Raw genomic sequence first — 16,988 nt, 5'->3', positions numbered from 1 at the left:
CCTAGTTGGCGCTTAGGTGCCCCGTTCAGTAAACGTGCAACCGCCGCTGACCGGTTCGGTCTGTGCGTTCATCGCCGAGAACAACAGACCGCTTCGGGGTGGCTCCGATCTGCCGCGTTCTCACCGAGCGCGGCGTCCAGATCTCCCCGCGAACGTTCTATGCCCATGCGGTGCGGGCGTCCTCGAAGCGGTCCTTGTGGGATGCCGCCATCACCGAGGTCCTGGCCGGCTTCTACGAGCCCGACGAACACGGCCGCCGCCAGCCCGAATCGTGAATGACGAAACCAAGCTTCATCGCGAGGCTCCTCTGCTCGCAGGCGATCGGTGGCCCACGTTGACGTCGGACATACCAACACCTTTCAGCGACTCATCAACCATTTCGAGGGTGCACAGCGCCCGCGTTCGTTCACGGCTTGGCCTAGCGCGCGGGTGCGCTCAGCCGTCAAATTCGTTGGCGCCGAGAGCGATATCCCATTGGCCGACCCCGTGACGGGCGAGACCCATGAGGATCAGGCCCGTTCCTTCCAGCCAGTGCGCCATGTTCAAGCCGCCGACGTCCAGCGGGCGCAGCCCGAGGCTCGCGATGAACTCCGACACGTGTGCCTTGGCCTGCGCATCGTCGCCAGCGAAGAACACATCCAGCGTCCGACCCTCCTTCAGGACATGACCGAAGACGGTGTTGAAGGCCTTCACCACGTTGGCGCCAGCCGGGGTCACCTTGGCGACCTCCTGTGCGATCGAGGTGTCATCGGGGATGGCCAGCCCGTCGGCCTCGGCATTGAAGGGGTTGCTGATGTCGACGATGACCTTGCCCGCCAGCGCGTTTCCGTACTGGGTGACGACCGGAACGACATCGGCGTACCTCAGGGCCACGATCACGATGTCGCCGGCCGGCGCGGCGCCGAACTCTCCCGTCCTGGCGCCGCCGCCGAGAGCCTTGGCCAGCTCAGCGGCCTTGGACTGGTCGCGGCCGATGACCTCGACGGTGTTGCCGCCGGCTACCGCCAGCGCGCCGATGGCGCGGGTCATGTTCCCGGTGCCGATGATGCTGATGCTGTTCATGGTGTGCTCTCTTCTGCGGTCTCGATCTTCCGCTTTATCTCGTTCTTCCCCGGGGCCGGTGGCCCGGGTGGGTGACGTTGAGGTTTGGCCGGGTTCGGGTGAAATGGCCGACCCGGAGGTGTCGGCGACAGCGGCCCATCCGGTGCGGCAACTACTTGCCCACCTGGGGATCGGGCTTCACCGTTACCTTGTTTGCGTGCGCAGTTCCCAGGGCTGCATGCCGAGTCCATCGGCAAGGCGTCCTTGCATCTGGACGCCGGACGGCAGCGGGCGCCAAAATATGGTCACCTCGGCGATCTTGCCGTCCGCATTGAGCCGGATGTAGTCCATTCCATCGACCGCGATGTCTTCGATCTGCAGCCGAAAGTATGCGGCGTGGTGCGTCTCGCCGCTGAGGACTTCCTTGTAGGCGAGGTCGGCCGACCCGCCGACACCCTGCATAGCTTTCAGGACTGACTCGCGGCCAGTGGTTGGCTCATCACCGAGTGGGCTGTACAGCACCACGTCCTCGGCGAGGATTGCGGAAAGGGCGTCTTTGTCGGCGCCGCCGTGCATGTGGTCGACGAAGGCCTCGACGGTGTCGCGGTGCGGGGCGAACGTAGTCATGGTTGCTCCTTGAGTCATTTGTTGCTCGTGGGGTGACCTGGTTGGTGTTCCGTCCACCCGTTCAATTCGTTGGTGTGCCAGGTCATCCGGCCCGGTGGCCGTCCTTTCAGGCGCGTGGCTAGTCGATGACCCGAAAAGCGGACGGCCACAACGGATTCTGATCCGGAGAGCTGGTACCGTTCTGCGCTGGTGGCCGCGGTCCGGTGCGACGACGTCTTCGTCGGCGTCCGTCCCGGTGTCTGTCACTCAGATGACTGTGGTGCCGCCGTCGACGACCAGCTCCATGCCGTTGACGTAGCTCGAGTCGTCGGAGGCGAGGAACAACGCGGCCGACGCGATCTCCTCGGGGCGGCCCATCTCTCGGCGCGGGATCACCGACTCGAACTGCGCCTTCATCTCCTCGTCCATTACCTGTTCCAGCATTGGTGAGGCGACCTGGCCGGGGGTCAGCACGTTCACTCGGATCTTCCTGTCCCTCAACTCCGACACCCACACCCGTGCGTAGGCGGGGAGTACGGCCTTGCTCCCGGCGTACACGCTCCAGTTGGGGTAGCCCCGCAGCGAAGCGTTTGACCCGGTCATGAAGATCGAGCCGCCGTCGTTGAACAGCGGCAGCGCTTTCTGGACCGTGAAAAGCGTGCCGCGCGCGTTCAACCAGAAGGCGTCGTGGAAGTCCTCCTCGGTGATCTCGCCGAGCTTGGCTTGCTTGCCGACCCCGGCGCTGGCCCACAGCACGTCGATCGCGCCCTTTTCCTGTTTGACGGTGCCGAACAAACGGTCCAGATGGTTGAGGTCGGCCGAATCGCCCTGCACGCCAGTGACATTCCGCCCGATCTGTTTGACGGCCTTGTCCACCGCATCCTGCCGTCGGCCCGTGATGAAGACGTGAGCTCCTTCGTCAGCGAACAACTTGGCACCGGCCAGCGCCATCCCACTTGTCGCGCCGGTGATGACCGCGACCTTGCCGTCGAGCTTTCCCACGATCACTCCATCCGTTCAACGGTGTCGATGTTATGTACACCGATCAGCGTGCTTAACTTATCGAACGATGATGCGGAGCGCAAGCTATGTACACCGATCCGTACCAAACTGGGCTACGCTGGGTGCATGACGGAGTTGGAGAAGGGGCCGCGGGGCCTGCGCCGCGGCCGGGGCGCACGAGAGCGCATCCTGGGCGCTTCACGACAATTGTTCCGCGATCAGGGCATCAACAGCACCGGCCTAGACCAGCTCTGCGCGGTGGCCCAGGTATCCAAGCGCACCTTCTACCAGCACTTCACCGGCAAGGATGAGCTGATCGCCGAGCACCTACGCCGGTTCGATCCCGACATCCTGCCCGAGGTGTTCGACCGCACCGACCTCTCCCCACGCGAACGGCTCCTCGCCGCCTTCGACATTCACGCACCGCTGTGCCCGTTCATCGCGGCGGCCGTCGAAATCCGCAACCCGGATCACCCGGCACGCGTACACGCCGCCGACTACAAGAAGGCATTTGCCGCGCGGCTCACCGAAACCGCGCGCGAGGCCGGCGCCACCAACCCCGAACAGCTCGGCGAACAACTGGCGCTGCTCTTGGATGGCGCTTCGGCCCGCAACCGGGTCCTCAACACCGAAACCTTCGCCACCGCCGCCGCCATCGCAGTCGTGCTCATCGACAACGCCATCCCCACGGCAGCGGTACCGCCCGACGCAGGCGGGAACTAGTGCCCCGCAAGGGCTTTAACGGTGTCCTGCGCTGCCGCCAAGACCGGATCTCCGTCTCAGCGCCTTGTGGACGGCCTTGTCGAGTGACTTCAATGCGGTGTGGAGCTGCTGCTCGCACTGGGCAGCGAGGTCGGCTTCTTGGTGGTAAAGCAGGCCGTAGGTGAAGGTGTCCTCCCCGGCTGTATGCGCTTCGTTGGCCTGCTCAGCAAGATGGACGCGGCTGACGACGCTGTCTTGGTGATCGCCCAGCAGTGTCTGAATCTCTTTGGCCGCCTCCGATACCTTCATCTGCCCGGTTGCCGCGGCGGTGTAGCGCAATCGCTTGGCGCTCTTGCGAATCTGGTGCAGCGCTAGGTCATGGTCCCCGGCGTCGGCCGCGGCCGCGGCCTTGACCCGTTTGCGGACGTGTTTGTAGCCGTCGGCGATGGTTGCCTCGGCCAGCTGTCGGGCACCGGGCGTTGGCGTCAACGCCTCAGCCGCGACCAATGCGTCCAGCCCGTCGAGCAACCGGAAGTAATGCTCAGATCGCATCACGGCAAGCGAGGCCTGCCATCCCGACCGATAACGGTCGCGCGCACCGTCGACCAGCCGACTGCGGATCGGCCCGCGCACGAGCTGCTGCGGCAGCGCATCGAGGGCCTTCGTATATCGGTCGCCCAGCACCTCGGCATCACGGGCCGTGCCCAACACCGCGGCCAGATCCCGCAGCTCATCGAGGATCTGCGCGTCCTCTGACAACCCGAACGCCGCCGGTGAAGCCTGCACCAGGCTGCGGATCTGGCGGATGGTGACGCGCACTTGATGCACCGAGTCAGGGCTATCCGAGCGCAGTGCCCGATCCCACTCGAGCAGCGCCTCGATCTGCTCAGCGACCGCCTGATGAACCGAATCATGCTCCACTGCAGCTGATTTCAATTCGACGACCGACGAGCCGAGTGTTCGCGCCAGCTTCGATGCGTGGCCGGCGGGGACGGCGCCGGCGTCGAGCAGCCGGCGACTCAGCCGGGTCAACGTGTGCTCATCGGCACTCCCGGGTGAGGCGGCGTGTTCAGCCAATTCCAGTTCCCACTCCCGCCACTGCTGTTCGGTGTCGGTACCTCCGGCGGATGCGGTGACCCGGTCGTCGGCGAATTCGGCCAACGCCGCGTCATTCGCGTCGTACAACGTGTGAACGATTCGGGTGGTGCAGATGTGGGCCACCGGCACGAGGGGACGGTCGCGCGCGATTGCCAGCACCACGTCGCGTAGGCCGGGCGGCACGTTATCGTCGCCGCTCTCGCCCAACTGCGCGCGGATCTCGGTGCGCGCATCGGGTCCTACCGGCAGCTTCAGGTGCCATCCGGCGTCGGTGCCACCGGTGCGCCGCCGCAAGGTGATGCGATGGGCCGCGAGGTCGCGGCCAGCCGTGTCGAAGTAGACCGCATCGAGTGTCTGCGCCGGCGACTGGCTCACCCTGGCGACGGGGGCCAGCCCGTCGAACGACGGTGCGGGCGTTGACTCGACGACATCGAACTTGCGCTCAACCTCCAGGTGGCGAGTGGTCGCCGGCGCGCGACTCGAGATGCTTTCCATCGAGGAGGCTTCCTTCCGTTGGGCGTCTTGTGGGTGTAGGCAGCTCTGGTCACGTGGCGTCCGGATGCCACGATCGCAGCTGACGCAGCAACGCGTTCTTCTTGTAGTGATGCCCGGCCATTCGGCTCAGGATGTCCTCTAACACCGCCACCGCCTCATCGATGTGCGGGCCCTTGTTGAGCATGACGCACTCTGCTCGCTCACCCATTGCGGCGTCGCTGATTTCGGCGCGCGAGGGCAGTCCAATCTTCGCGAGCTGCTCGAGGACCTGGGTGGCCCAGATCACCGGAAGGTGTGCGGCTTCGCACAGCCACATGATCTCTTCCTGCAGTTCGGCGAGTCGTTCGTAGCCGACTTCCACCGCGAGGTCGCCGCGCGCGATCATCACTCCTACGCGTGGCCGCCTCATCGCTGTCAGAAGTAGTTGCGGCAGGTGTTGAAATGCCCGGCGTGTCTCGATTTTGAGCACGACACCAATACGGTCGCCACCGAGGCTGGCCAGCGCCTCGTGCAGGCTGACCAGATCGGAGGGATCCTGCACGAATGACATCTCGACGAGATCGGCAATCTCCACCACGGTCGCCAGGTCGGTGATGTCCTTGTCCGTCAACGCCGCAACAGGCAGGTGGGTGTCGGGCACGTTGATGCCCTTGGCCGCGCGTAGCTTTGAGCCGCCGACGGCGGCGCGCTCGATCCGCACCCGCAGCACATCGGGGTCGACGGCCACGATTTGTCCACCGATTCGGCCGTCGTCGAAATAGATCGTTTCGCCGGTTCGGGCGTTGTCGAAGACCTCGGGCAGCGTGCAGCCGATCTGCGCGACACCGTCGGCGCAGACGGGCGCGGGCGAACAGTCGCGGGTGAGGTTCAGCAGGTCGCCCCGGCGTAGCAGAAGGCTCTGCGCGCGTTCAGGCAGCAGTCCCAGCTCGGCTGGGTCTTCGGCGTTGTCCACCTGCAACACCGTGCCGGTGACCAGATACGTTGTCTTGTCGGTGGTTCCGATGAATCCATCGGTCCGGGCGGATGGGCTGTTCAGCTGCAGTTGGCGGTTTGCGCCGCGAGCGTCGCGCACTCTGACCACGTCGCCTTCTCGCCTGCGGGCCAGCCAGTGCGCGGGCACTGGCAGTGTCGCCATGCCTGGTTCCGGCGCGGTGGCTGGATTCTCGGCGGCCGTCAGCCACGCTCGCGCCGGGGCGAGGACGCGGCCGAGTACGTCGCGGCTAGGGCGGAGTTTCAGGCACCGGGGCCCTGGCTGGATCGGCCCGGTGCGCAGCTTCGGCCCCGCGAGATCCATCGCGACGAGGCAGTCGCGCCCGGTGATCAGGCTTGCGTGTCTCACATGGCGGGCCATGGCACGCCACGCGTCGGCATCGTCGTGGGCGCAGTTGATGCGGGCGACGTTCATACCGCGTTCGAGCAACCGGCGGATCAGATCCGGGTCGGTCGCGGCCGACGACGGCAGTGTGACCATGATGCGGGTCTCACGATCGGCCGGCGCAGGCCCTAACAACTCGACTGCCCTGCGCCGTAACAGGGTCCGACCCTCCTCGGCGTGCACGGCTGCGGGCGCAGGTGGTTGCCACGAGTCTTCGAGCATCGCGAGCACGGCGCATCGCACGAGCCGCAGCGAGGCCTGTACGTGTGACTCGCTTCGCCCCAGTGACGACAATCCGAAGGCGGCCAGCCGGCTTTGAAGGTCACGTAGATCACATTGCCGGATCGCCCAGTAATGCACGATGTTTCGTGCGCTGGACCGATAGTCGGCAGCAACGCTGGCCAGCCACTTCTGCCACGTCGATTCAGCCGCTTCGAGGCGGTCGAGCAGGTCGTCGAGTTGCTCGAGCAAGCGGACCAGCTCACGGTCGGCGGGGGAGTCGTCGCGTATTAGGGCACCGGCTTGGCGAGATGATGACACGAATGCGCTCCTGGATCGTCGATGTTATCGCGAATGGGGTGAGATTCCGCAGGCATGCGCGGCGGAACTAAAGAGTGTGTCGTCGACCATGGGTTCGCTGACTACCACATCCTCATGCACCTTGGATTCTCTCTGTTTCGCTTGGCGATCCGCGAACGACGCTTGCAGCAAGGATGCGCGCGCCACGCCGAAGGCGCTAAGGCCATTAGGCCTTCGGGCTAGAGGCAAAGGGATGGCGGAGTATTCGCGCTTCATCGAATGTGACGTGACGAAGGCTTACGGATTAACGAGAGATGACCAAAGGGTGAATGTTCGTGTGCCAGTGCGCCGATCAAGTCCAAGTGCACCAACGGAAGACTTCCACTGCAGAATGGCCACCGACGAGCATGTGTGGCGCTACGAAGAGGTTGTAGCGTCGCCCCTGCGTTCCAGGGCGTGTGCTTGGGCCTTGTCGGCAAGACGTTTCGCGTCAAGCATGTTGGGGTGCACGAACTTCAACCAGGTGTAGGGGTGCTCGGGGGAGGTCGTGCTCCCGAGAGTGAAGGTCCGGTCGGTGCGTCGGGCGCGGGCGATTGAGGCAAGCCAGGTCGCGACGGTGCTGATGCGGTTTTCCACGCCGGTCAGAAACGCGATGTGGATCAGTCCCCAGCCCAGCCAACCGACGAACCCGGCGAGCTTGATCGGGCCGGCTTGCAGCAGGGCGTGTCCGCGGCTGATGTAGGCGGCAGAGCCGAGGTCGCGGTATCGGTAGCGCCGCCGAGGCTTGCCTGCCAGATCGCGACGAATGCAGGCCGCTGCGTGCAGTCCACCCTGCATGGCGTTCTCGGCCACGCCGGGTAGGTGGTCGCGGCCGACGAGGTCACCGATGACAAAGATCTCCGGATGCCCGGGCACCGACAGGTCGGCCTCCACCGCGATGCGTCCGGCACGATCCGACTCGGCCTTGAGCACGTCTGCGATTCGCCGAGCAAAGGGCACGGCCTCAACGCCCGCCGTCCAAAGGACTGTCCGGGCCGCAAATTCCTCTGGCGAGCCGCCCGCCTTCGGTGTGACGGTCACGCCGTCAAACCGCACGTCGGTGACGTGCACGCCCATGTGCAGTTCGACTCCCAAATCCTGCAGGATCTTTGTCGCCTTGTCGGTGAGGGCCGGCGCGAAGCTGCCAAGAACGCAGCTTCCGCCGTCGAACAGCAGCACTCGGGCGTCTTCGGGCTCGATGCTGTGGAACTCCTTAGCCAGCGCCCGGGTCGCCATCTCGCGGATCTGTCCGGCCAGCTCGACGCCGGTAGGTCCGCCACCGGCGATGGCGAAGGTGAGCCACGCCTCGCGCTCGGGGCCAGGGGGCAGAGTCTCGGCCATCTCGAATGCGCCGAACAGCCTGCGGCGGACGCTCAACGCGTCGTCGAGGGTCTTCATCCCGGGCGCCCACTGCGCGAATTCCTCATGGCCCATGTAGGACTGGCGCATTCCGACGGCGACTATCAGCACGTCGTAGTCAAGTGTGAAGGTGGATTCGTCGGGGCGGCGGGCGGTGACCACGCGGGCGTCTGCATCGAGGTCGATCGCTTCGCCGAGCAGGGTGCTGACGTTGTGGTGGCGAGCGAGCTCCTCGCGCAGTGAGCGGCTGATTTGTCCGATGCTCAGTGTCCCTGTGGCACATTGGTAAAGAAGCGGCTGGAACACGTGGCAGGCAGCGCGGTCAAGCAGTGTCACGTCGACATCGACACGCCCCAACCTGCGCGCACAGAACAACCCGCCAAATCCACCTCCGATGATCAACACCCTTGTTCGGCCGTTGTTCATCAGTCACCTCCTTCACCATCAAAGACCAGCTCATCACGGCGTAACCGGATCTGTCTGCGGTCTGCGGAATCAGGCAGGCTGCCTCCCAGGTTGTTGGAGTAGCGTTTCGAGCGTTCTTGATATCGGGGAGCAGAGGAGAGACGGGTGAATCTCGGTCCGTGGGGTGATCTCACGATACTTGCCGCATTGATGGAGATGGTTTTCGCCACTTGCGTATTCATCTATATCAGCCGATTGGAGAACCGGACATCGCACCCTCTGGGTGACCAAGTGGGCGCCCACAAGGCGGTGCTGGCCAAGCTCCGCAAGCGCGAACCGATGTCGCGAGACGAAGTGGACTATGCGACCGAACTAGTCGATGACGCTCGATCACCGCTCGCCTACGCGATACCCGCAGCCCTGTTCACCATCGGACTCTTCTATGTGGTGGGCTGTCTCTTTATGCTCCACCTAGATGGCGGCCATCCCTCCTTTAGAACCTTCATCGGCGGCATCCCAATGCTGACCTCCATGAACATGGCCAATCAGCTGCGCAGGGTCGCGCGGTTGAACGGAAATCTGAAGGAAGTCTCGGTGACGGCCCCCGAGTCCTCTGATGAGCTCGCCACTGCCTAGCGGCGGGACGGGGGTTCGGAAGTAACCGCTGAGCCCTCGTCCTGCCAAAGCGACAGTTGTCCCTTCTTCTGGTCGGTAAGGGCAAACCGCTGGGGGACGGGACGTTGACGCACATTCAGCGGCCACCAGAACCAGCGGCCGAGTAGCGCCGCGATCGACGGCGTCATGAATGACCGCACGATCAACGTGTCGAACAGCAGGCCGAGCGCGATCGTCGTTCCGATCTGGCCGAGAATCCGCAAGTCGGCGAACACGAACGAAGCCATGGTCGCCGCGAACACCAGACCGGCGGCGGTCACCACGGCGCCGGAACCGGCCATCGCCCGAATGATGCCGGTGTTCAAGCCGGCGCCGATCTCCTCCTTGAAACGAGAGATCAGCAGCAGGTTGTAGTCCGACCCGACGGCCAATAGCAGGATGACAGCCAGCGCAAGCACGATCCAGTACAGCGGGATACCGAGCAGGTCCTCCCAAATCAGCACGGAAAGCCCGAAGGAGGCCCCCAACGAAAGGGCCACCGTGCCCACGATGACGACCGCGGCAACGATGCTTCGGGTGATGAACATCATGACGAGCAGAATCAGGCTGAGCGCGGCGATCGCGGCGATCATCAGATCGTATTCGGCGCCGTCTTGAATGTCCTTGTAGGTGGCCGCAGTGCCTGCGATGAAGATCTTGGATCCGGCCAGGGGCGTGCCTTTGACCGCTTCCTGTGCGGCGTGCCTGATGGGATCGATGTGCGAAATGCCTTCGGGCGTAGCGGGAATGCCTTCGTGGGTGATGATCATGCGCGCAGCTTTGCCGTCCGGTGAGAGGAACAGCTTGAGCCCGCGTTGGAATTCGGGGTTGGTGAATGCCTCTGGCGGTAGATAGAAGGAGTCGTCGGTCTTCGACGCATCGTAGGAGGCGCCCAGCTGGGTGGAGTTCTGCAGTGCCGCCTCGGTCAGGTCGTTGATGCCCGACGTGGTGGCGTAGTTCGTCAGCGTCAGTTCGCGGTTCGTCTCCTGGCTCGCGATCTGGGGTGGAATCAGCGCGAGTAGCTTCGGCTGTAGTTCATCCAACTTGGCGATGCTCCCTGACACGTCGCTTAGTTGATCGGTCAACGCGTCGATGCCGTCGAGCGCGTCGAACAGCGACCGCAGTGCCGCACAGATTGGGATATCGAAACAGTGTGGCTCCCAATAGAAGTAGTTGCGCATCGGCCGGAAGAAGTCGTCGAAGTTGGCGATCTTGTCGCGCAAGTCCTGGGCAGTTGCGACCGTCTGCTGGAATGCCTTGGCCTGCTCGTCGGTGACGGCGCTGGACTGTTGTTGCAGCGCATATTGTTGCCGCAGAACGTCGATCGAGTTGTTGATCACGTCGACCTGCTTGAGTAGGTCGCTGCCGCGGGCCTGCTGAAACGGCAGATTGTTGAGCTGAGACGCGCTGCCCGTGCTGATCTGGAACGGTATCGACGTGTGATCAAGGGGCGTCCCCAGTGGCCGGGTGATCGACTGCACCTGAGCGATGCCGTCGGTGTGGAACACCGCCTTGGCGACGCGCTCGAGCAGGATCATGTCGGTCGAATTTCGCAGATCATGGTCGGCTTCGACCATCAACAGTTCGGGATTGAGCCGTGCCTCCGAAAAATGGCGTTCGGCGGCCGCGTACCCGACATTCGCCGGCGCGCTGGCTGGCATGAAGGGACGGGCGTCGTAACTCGTCTTGTATCCCGACAGGGACAAAAGACCGATCGCCGCAATGGCGACCGTCACCAGCAGGATGGGTACGGGCCAGCGGACGATGGCGGTGCCGATCCGCCGCCAGCCCTTGGTACGCATGGGCTTGCTGGGTTCGAACAGACCGAAATGGCGACCGATGACCAGAAGGGCGGGCGCGAGGGTCAACGCCGCCACCACTGCTACAAGGACACCGATTCCGGCGGGGATACCCAGGCTATTGAAGTACGGAAGCCGGGTGAAGGTCAGGCAGAGCACCGCGCCGGCGATCGTCAGGCCCGAACCCAAGATGATGTGCGCGGTTCCGTGGTACATCGTGTTGAAGGCCGAGACGCGATCCTGCCCTGCGTAACGCGCTTCGTGAAAGCGGCCGAGAATGAAGATCGCGTAATCGGTTCCTGCGGCGATGACCAGAAGCGTGAGCAGATTGGTCGAATACGTCGACAGCTCGATGATGCCTGCGTTCGCGAGCACGGCCACGACGCCTCGCGACGCCGTCAATTCGATCATCACCGTGAAGATCACCAGGAACACCGTGGTGAGGCGCCGGTAGAGCGAAAACAGCATCACTGCGATCACGCCGAGGGTGATCAAGGTGGTCTTCAGGGTGCCATGGCGGCCGACCTCGAACTGATCGGTGACCAGGGGAGCGGCGCCGGTGACATAGGCCCGCAGCCCCGGCGGCGGCGGTGTGTGGTCGACGATGTCGCGCACCGAATCGACGGACTCATTGGCCAACGACTCGCCCTGGTTGCCGGCGAGGTACAGCTGCACCAATGCCGCCTTGCCGTCGTTACTTTGCGAGCCGGCCGCCGTCAGCGGATCGCCCCAGAAGTCCTGGATGTGCTCGACGTGCTTGGTGTCCTGGCGGAGCTTTTCGATCAAGCCGTCGTAGTAGTGGTGGGCGTCGGCGCCAAGCGGCTGATCGCCCTCCAGGACGATCATCGCCGAACTGTCGGAGTCGAACTCGCCGAACACCTTGCCGATTTGTTTACTGGCCAGCAGCGACGGCGAATCTTGGGGGCTCAGCGACACGTTATGCGATTCGGCGACGGTCTCCAGTTGCGGCACGAAAACGTTCGTCAGGACGGCCAGGCTCAGCCAGAACAGCGCGATGAGCACCGAGAACCGCCGGATCGAGTCCGGAACCGATTGTCGAGATGTGGTGGTGTGGTGGCTCATCCGGATTTATCCAGGCAGTAAGTGAAGGCGTTCACGGTGTTCACCGCGCGCTCGTCCTTGACCGCGTCGTCGATCTTGATTCGGCAGCCAATGGAGTCGCTGTCACCCTGGGCGGAGACGTTGACGAAGACCGCCGGTTGGGTGGTGGTGGTGTCGTAGGCCCACGGCAATTCAGCGTCGTCGACGCGCTGCGGCTGGGCGTTGACGTCGAGGTAGGTGATCGTCGCGACCGTGCCCGGGGGGCCGAACACCTCCAAGACGACGTGCTTGGGGTTGAACGGGACGATGTCGTTGGCGGCCCCACTGGGGGTGGAGACCACATCCTTGGAGCCGAAGATGCCGTTCAACCGGTACACCGCGAATCCGGCGACCGCGACGACGAGCACCGCCACCAGCAGCATCCATCGTCGGATCAATCGGCTTCCGATCGAAAACCGCGGCATCCGTGACCCATTGCGGTCTGCACGCCGCAACGATGAGTGGTCGACGGGCGCGGACGTGGGACATCTCCTCGACGGACGGTTAGATCAACTAGGTAGACCGTACGATACGGGCCCCGCGCGGGCACACCAGAGGCGCCTTCTCACAGCCAACTTCCAGGCTTTATCGGCCACAAAAGACGCTGTTGACCAGCGGGTCCGAAGTGGCTGGTTACGAGGGGTGACCGTCGTAGGCTCGTGGCGATGTTGGAGTCTGAGATCCGGTTCCTTCCCGTTGGCGCCCGCCACGTGGCGTACGAGGTGCGCGGGGGTGGTCCACCGCTCGTCGCGCCCGCGTGGTGGGTGAGCCACCTCGAACTCGACTGGCAGAGCCCGAGCTTCCGGCGATTCTGGGAAGGAGTCGCCGATGGATACACACTCATCCGCTACGACCGGCTCGGCGTTGGAATGTCAGACCGCACGCTGCGAGACTCCGACCTGACCATCGACGAGGAAGTTGCCACGCTGCGCAAGCTCCTCGACGAACTCGAACTGGAGCGCGTGTCGCTAATCGGAGGCTCGTGCGGGAGCTGCACCGCCATCGCGTTCGCCGCAGCGCATCCGGAACGCGTCGAGCGCCTGGTGCTGTATGGGTCGTACCCCGATGGCGCGCAGATAACGGCCCCTGGTGTGGGCGACGCGATCATCGCGGCGGTGCGCGCGCACTGGGGACTCGGTGCGCGCCTGCTCAGCGACATCTTCCTCGGCGGGGGCGACCCTCGGGAGCAGGAGCGCTTTGCGGGGCTACAGCGGGAGGCGGCGACCGCCGAAGCCGCCGCCGAGTTGTTGGGACTCGTCTATCGCCTCGACGTGCGCGCGCTCCTTCCGCTCGTCCGATCGCAGGCACTGGTCGTGCATCGGCGCGGCGACCGCGCCGTACCGTTCCGACTCGGGCGCGAGGTTGCCGCCGCGATTCCCGGCGCGCGATTCATCCCGCTGCAGGGGAGCGCGCACTTCCCGTGGCACGGCGATGTCGACTCCGTGATCCGCGCATGCCGCGAAGCGCTGGCACCGGAACAGTCGTCATCACACCGAGCGGGTGAGCCGGAAGCTGTCGTGCTGTCCCATCGTGAACGTGAAATCCTCGCTTGCGTCGCGCAAGGTCTGAGCGATCGCGAGATCGCAGATCAGCTGGTGTTGAGCTCGCATACCGTTCACCGCCACGTCGCGAATATCCGCCGCAAGCTGGGGCGCAGCTCGCGGACGGCCGCCGTCGCGGAGGCCGCGCGCCTCGGGCTTTTGTGAGGTAGCCGGAATCGGCCATCTGCGGGAGATGGCCGATTGGAGCGATGCGCTCACGGCGCCGCCGCCCGTACGTTCGGCGGCATGACTGAGACAGTGAGCAACGAGATTCGCGTGATCCCGCCATCGAGAGTGTGGATGCGAATTTTCGCTCTGGTGTACAACCCGTTCCTCTGGCTGGGCGAGATCGCAGGCATGCGCAGCCGGCGTAGCGCGCTGCTGGGCGACGCCCGCGGACGGGTTGTCGAGATCGGTGCCGGAACCGGACTCAACGTCGAGCATTACCCCGACCAGGTCGACGAACTCGTTCTGACCGAGCCCGACGCGTCGATGCGCCGAAGGCTCACGCGCAGCCTGCAGCACACTGGTCGCGTCGCACGGATCGTCGATGCGCCCGCCGAGTGCCTACCGTTCGCCGACGCATCGGTGGACACCGTCGTCTCGACACTTGTCCTGTGCACCGTCCCCGACCCTGAACGCACTCTGGGCGAGATCGCACGCGTACTCCGCCCAGGTGGGCAGTTGCTGTTCCTCGAACACGTGCGTGCGAAGTCGCGATTCCTCGCAGCGTGTCAGGACCTCCTGTTCCGCCCGTGGCGCGGCTTTGCAGGCGGGTGTTGCTGCAACCGCCCGACCGCGGACCTGATGCGCGCCAACGGGTTCACTGTCGCAGCCGACGACAGCGTGTGGCGCGGCATGCCTGCCATCGTCCATCCGCTCATCGTCGGCCGCGCGACTCGGTGATCCGGACAAGTCGACCTGGTGTCCCGAATCATTAATTGTGGTGCAGCACAAAGTCATCGGTGATCTGCGCCGCGAGTTCTGCATGGTGGTCGCGATCCCAGCGGCGAATCCACAGCCCCGGTGCAGATATCGGTGAACAACCATGTCCTGTGCAACGCCTTTGCGGCGGTGAGTGGTGGATCATCGCCCCGGAGCAATGCCAACAAGGTGTCCGCCGACATCACCGAACCACCGTGCAAACCGAGCATCGTGAGGATGGCGCGCGGTTTTGCGCCCGGAATCGGGACGGGCACACCGCCCTGCCGGACCTGGAGTGGCCCCAAACCCCCAGCTCCACGGCTTGAAGCGTAATCACGTAAAGGGTCCAACGACTCGATCTCGTCGATCTTGTGACTTGCCGAGCGCCTTGGCCGCAGAATGGGCAAAACGTCGCGTCCGGCAAGGGGAGCGCATGAGAATCGATCGGACAGTCGCAGTCGCCGTGCTATTTGGCGCAGTGTCCGTCGGGCTGGCCGGTCCGGCGTTGGCCGATGATCTGAGCCCCGGCAAGTACACGGTCGTTGTCAGCGGCGCACTTGCGCCCGGACTGGCGCCAGGAAATATGGCCGGTGTGTGGGACGTCAGTGCGTGCGGACCCGGCTGCGCACAGGTGATCGGTGTCAACGGCGTGACGTGGAAAGTTCATCTGGCCGACGGCAGGTGGACCGGATCTGTGAAAAGGCCGGACGCTGTGGATTGCAAGAACGGGACGGCCGCGGCCGGCACATCAGTGCTTTCGCTTGATGCCCAAACCCTCAGGGGCACAGTTATCGGTACCTCCGACGGGCCAGCCTGCGGCAGTCCGGCGCCGATCACCGGAGGCCCGGTGTACATCGGCATGGATCAGGCGTAGATCGCATCTGCATTGAACATTGAAGTAGCCGACTACTTACGTCGGTACTGCGCGCCAGTCCCAAGATATCCCCATGACGCAGATAGCCATGTCGCCATCGGAACGTCGCAACGCTTGGGTCTCGAAGGCTCTGTGTCGATCCGCCGATCCCGACGAACTCTTCGTCGGCGGCGCCGCGCAACATCGGGCGGCCCTGATATGCCGCCATTGCGACGTCGTCGCCGAATGCCTTGCCGACGCGCTGGACAACCGGATCGAGTTCGGCGTCTGGGGCGGCAAGACCGAACGTCAACGCAGAAAGCTCATCAAGCAGCACCCCGAGGTCACGTCCTGGTCGGACCACTTCGCCGGCGGGCGTGCGCCGCGATGACAGGATTCTGACGGTCTGCATCCGGCGATCGGCGCCGGGCATACGATTCGGAAATGGCCGAGGTCACGTCTCGCTCGAAGCTTTCTTCCTGGGCTTATGCCCTGCGGACGACGAATCCGCCGCCGGACACCCCCGTCGACACCGTCACGCGTTGGCTCGTGGTCACCAGGGCGGCGGTGCTGCCGATGACCCTGGTCGCGGGTCTGGTTGCCGCGCTGCTGGCGATTGGCGAGCCGGGCCTCGACTGGCGCTGGCTCGTGCTGGCGTTGATCGGGATCACCCTGGCCCACGTCGCGAACAATTTGATGAACGACCTGTTCGACACGCAGGTCGGCACGGACAGCGCCACCTACCCGCGCGCGCTCTACGCACCGCACCCCGTGCTTTCAGAGCTGGTGACCCGACGGACGTTGCTGATATCGATCCTCCTGGTCAACATCGCCGACCTCGCCATCCTCGTGGTACTCACGCTGGCCCGCGGCTGGCCGGTGCTGGCCTTCGCGCTCGCGGGTTTCGTCCTCAGCGTCGCCTACACGGCGCCGCCGCTGCGGCTGAAGAAGCGCGGCCTCGGCGAGCCCGACGTCCTCGTCGTCTGGGGTCCGTTGATGGTGTGCGGCACCTACTACTCGGCGGTGGGCAGCGTCGGCTGGGACATCGTGCTGGCGTCGCTGCCCTACGGGCTGTTGTGCACAACGGTGTTGATGGGCAAGCACATCGACAAAATCCCGTTCGACGAGCCGCTCGGAATTCGCACGCTCCCCGTCATTCTCGGTGAGCGGCGAGCCCGCAGTGCGACGCTGGCGATGATGGCAGGCTTCTACGTGCTCGTCGTGCTGGCCGTCTTGCTCGGTGTGATGCCATGGCCCGCACTGCTCGTTTTCCTTGCGCTACCACGGCTTTGGAAGGTCTGGCCGCGGTTCCGCCGACCACCGCCCGACGAGCCGCCGCCGGGCTACCCGATCTGGCCGCTGTGGTACGCGGCGCTGGCGTGGCTGCATGTGCGGCAGGCCGGGGCGCTTCTGGTGCTCGGGCTTGCGATCGGCGCCGTGCTGACGGTCGTCTGACTCGCGTCGAGCTGACGCGC

The 16,988-nt window shown here is 64.6% G+C and carries 15 protein-coding genes and 1 pseudogene; 8 read left to right on the top strand and 8 right to left on the bottom strand.

Translation table 11 applies throughout. From position 1 onward, the window contains the following. Positions 1-37: 37 nt before the first annotated feature. Positions 38-272 (top strand): annotated as a pseudogene (locus D6M19_RS10255) (IS3-like element ISMysp3 family transposase); the annotation flags it as partial. Positions 273-435: 163 nt separating this feature from the next. Here the strand turns inward: D6M19_RS10255 and D6M19_RS10250 are convergent. The 3 genes from D6M19_RS10250 to D6M19_RS10240 form a co-directional block, all read right to left on the bottom strand. Beyond that, a complete protein-coding gene (locus D6M19_RS10250; RefSeq protein ID WP_123025105.1) occupies positions 436-1,062 on the bottom strand; it encodes an NADPH-dependent F420 reductase in 627 nt (208 codons plus the stop codon). A 183-nt stretch (positions 1,063-1,245) separates the two neighbouring features. Then, positions 1,246-1,668 (bottom strand): nuclear transport factor 2 family protein, encoded by a 423-nt coding sequence (locus D6M19_RS10245; protein ID WP_123025104.1) that lies wholly within the window; start codon positions 1,666-1,668, stop codon positions 1,246-1,248. A 246-nt stretch (positions 1,669-1,914) separates the two neighbouring features. Beyond that, complete coding sequence (locus D6M19_RS10240; protein WP_123025272.1) at positions 1,915-2,649, bottom strand: SDR family NAD(P)-dependent oxidoreductase; 735 nt, start codon at positions 2,647-2,649, stop codon at positions 1,915-1,917. A 126-nt stretch (positions 2,650-2,775) separates the two neighbouring features. On the opposite strand from D6M19_RS10240, the gene D6M19_RS10235 reads away from it, so the two are divergent. Continuing rightward, positions 2,776-3,372 carry a TetR/AcrR family transcriptional regulator gene (locus tag D6M19_RS10235; RefSeq protein WP_123025103.1) on the top strand — a complete coding sequence of 199 codons (597 nt, stop codon included), beginning with the start codon at positions 2,776-2,778 and terminating at the stop codon, positions 3,370-3,372. Positions 3,373-3,387: 15 nt separating this feature from the next. Here the strand turns inward: D6M19_RS10235 and D6M19_RS10230 are convergent, their stop codons facing one another. The 3 genes from D6M19_RS10230 to D6M19_RS10220 all read right to left on the bottom strand — a co-directional run bounded on the left by D6M19_RS10230 (position 3,388) and on the right by D6M19_RS10220 (position 8,662). Continuing rightward, on the bottom strand, positions 3,388-4,935 hold the full coding sequence (locus D6M19_RS10230) for a CYTH and CHAD domain-containing protein (protein ID WP_407665321.1): 1,548 nt from the start codon (positions 4,933-4,935) through the stop codon (positions 3,388-3,390). A gap of 58 nt (positions 4,936-4,993) precedes the next feature. After that, positions 4,994-6,829, bottom strand: a complete 1,836-nt coding sequence (locus D6M19_RS10225; RefSeq protein WP_123025271.1) for a pyruvate kinase — start codon at positions 6,827-6,829, stop codon at positions 4,994-4,996. Between the two features lie 426 nt (positions 6,830-7,255). Next, positions 7,256-8,662, bottom strand: a complete 1,407-nt coding sequence (locus D6M19_RS10220) for an NAD(P)/FAD-dependent oxidoreductase (RefSeq protein WP_123025101.1) — start codon at positions 8,660-8,662, stop codon at positions 7,256-7,258. Between the two features lie 144 nt (positions 8,663-8,806). On the opposite strand from D6M19_RS10220, the gene D6M19_RS10215 reads away from it, so the two are divergent. Next, on the top strand, positions 8,807-9,277 hold the full coding sequence (locus D6M19_RS10215) for a hypothetical protein (protein ID WP_123025100.1): 471 nt from the start codon (positions 8,807-8,809) through the stop codon (positions 9,275-9,277). On the opposite strand, the gene D6M19_RS10210 is transcribed toward D6M19_RS10215, so the two are convergent. Both D6M19_RS10210 and D6M19_RS10205 read right to left on the bottom strand, forming a co-directional pair. Further along, on the bottom strand, positions 9,274-12,177 hold the full coding sequence (locus D6M19_RS10210; RefSeq protein ID WP_123025099.1) for an MMPL/RND family transporter: 2,904 nt from the start codon (positions 12,175-12,177) through the stop codon (positions 9,274-9,276). The two genes, D6M19_RS10215 and D6M19_RS10210, sit on opposite strands and share 4 nt — an antisense overlap. Then, entirely contained in the window at positions 12,174-12,620 is a 447-nt protein-coding gene (locus D6M19_RS10205) for an MmpS family transport accessory protein (protein ID WP_206428498.1), read from the bottom strand. The genes D6M19_RS10210 and D6M19_RS10205 overlap by 4 nt, the downstream gene beginning before the upstream one ends. A gap of 240 nt (positions 12,621-12,860) precedes the next feature. Here D6M19_RS10205 and D6M19_RS10200 point away from each other — a divergent pair, with 240 nt between their 5' ends. The 5 genes from D6M19_RS10200 to D6M19_RS10180 all read left to right on the top strand — a co-directional run bounded on the left by D6M19_RS10200 (position 12,861) and on the right by D6M19_RS10180 (position 16,968). After that, on the top strand, positions 12,861-13,901 hold the full coding sequence (locus D6M19_RS10200; RefSeq protein ID WP_123025269.1) for an alpha/beta fold hydrolase: 1,041 nt from the start codon (positions 12,861-12,863) through the stop codon (positions 13,899-13,901). An 81-nt stretch (positions 13,902-13,982) separates the two neighbouring features. Next, the gene (locus D6M19_RS10195) at positions 13,983-14,642 is read left to right on the top strand and encodes a class I SAM-dependent methyltransferase (protein ID WP_123025098.1); all 660 of its coding nucleotides are present in this window, start codon (positions 13,983-13,985) and stop codon (positions 14,640-14,642) included. A 451-nt stretch (positions 14,643-15,093) separates the two neighbouring features. Next, positions 15,094-15,534: a hypothetical protein gene (locus tag D6M19_RS10190; RefSeq protein ID WP_164478421.1), complete on the top strand. Its 441-nt coding sequence runs from the start codon at positions 15,094-15,096 to the stop codon at positions 15,532-15,534. A gap of 73 nt (positions 15,535-15,607) precedes the next feature. After that, positions 15,608-15,904 carry a WhiB family transcriptional regulator gene (locus D6M19_RS10185; RefSeq protein ID WP_123025096.1) on the top strand — a complete coding sequence of 99 codons (297 nt, stop codon included), beginning with the start codon at positions 15,608-15,610 and terminating at the stop codon, positions 15,902-15,904. Positions 15,905-15,957: 53 nt separating this feature from the next. Further along, on the top strand, positions 15,958-16,968 hold the full coding sequence (locus tag D6M19_RS10180) for a prenyltransferase (RefSeq protein ID WP_123025095.1): 1,011 nt from the start codon (positions 15,958-15,960) through the stop codon (positions 16,966-16,968). The last annotated feature ends 20 nt before the right edge of the window (positions 16,969-16,988 follow it).

Source organism: Mycolicibacterium stellerae, from assembly GCF_003719305.1.
In the GTDB taxonomy this organism is placed as follows: domain Bacteria; phylum Actinomycetota; class Actinomycetes; order Mycobacteriales; family Mycobacteriaceae; genus Mycobacterium; species Mycobacterium stellerae.
The sequence above is the reverse complement of the archived record's forward strand: the minus strand, read 5'-3'. Positions and strand labels throughout refer to the sequence as shown.

Excerpts from the sequence above, each read along its gene's own strand:
- D6M19_RS10235 (WP_123025103.1), top strand. The coding sequence starts at position 2,776 with ATGACGGAGTTGGAGAAGGGGCCGCGGGGCCTGCGCCGCGGCCGGGGC.
- D6M19_RS10195 (WP_123025098.1), top strand. The coding sequence starts at position 13,983 with ATGACTGAGACAGTGAGCAACGAGATTCGCGTGATCCCGCCATCGAGA.
- D6M19_RS10220 (WP_123025101.1), bottom strand. The coding sequence starts at position 8,662 with ATGAACAACGGCCGAACAAGGGTGTTGATCATCGGAGGTGGATTTGGC.
- D6M19_RS10180 (WP_123025095.1), top strand. The coding sequence starts at position 15,958 with ATGGCCGAGGTCACGTCTCGCTCGAAGCTTTCTTCCTGGGCTTATGCC.
- D6M19_RS10185 (WP_123025096.1), top strand. The coding sequence starts at position 15,608 with ATGACGCAGATAGCCATGTCGCCATCGGAACGTCGCAACGCTTGGGTC.
- D6M19_RS10250 (WP_123025105.1), bottom strand. The coding sequence starts at position 1,062 with ATGAACAGCATCAGCATCATCGGCACCGGGAACATGACCCGCGCCATC.
- D6M19_RS10210 (WP_123025099.1), bottom strand. The coding sequence starts at position 12,177 with ATGAGCCACCACACCACCACATCTCGACAATCGGTTCCGGACTCGATC.
- D6M19_RS10190 (WP_164478421.1), top strand. The coding sequence starts at position 15,094 with ATGAGAATCGATCGGACAGTCGCAGTCGCCGTGCTATTTGGCGCAGTG.
- D6M19_RS10200 (WP_123025269.1), top strand. The coding sequence starts at position 12,861 with ATGTTGGAGTCTGAGATCCGGTTCCTTCCCGTTGGCGCCCGCCACGTG.
- D6M19_RS10245 (WP_123025104.1), bottom strand. The coding sequence starts at position 1,668 with ATGACTACGTTCGCCCCGCACCGCGACACCGTCGAGGCCTTCGTCGAC.
- D6M19_RS10205 (WP_206428498.1), bottom strand. The coding sequence starts at position 12,620 with ATGCCGCGGTTTTCGATCGGAAGCCGATTGATCCGACGATGGATGCTG.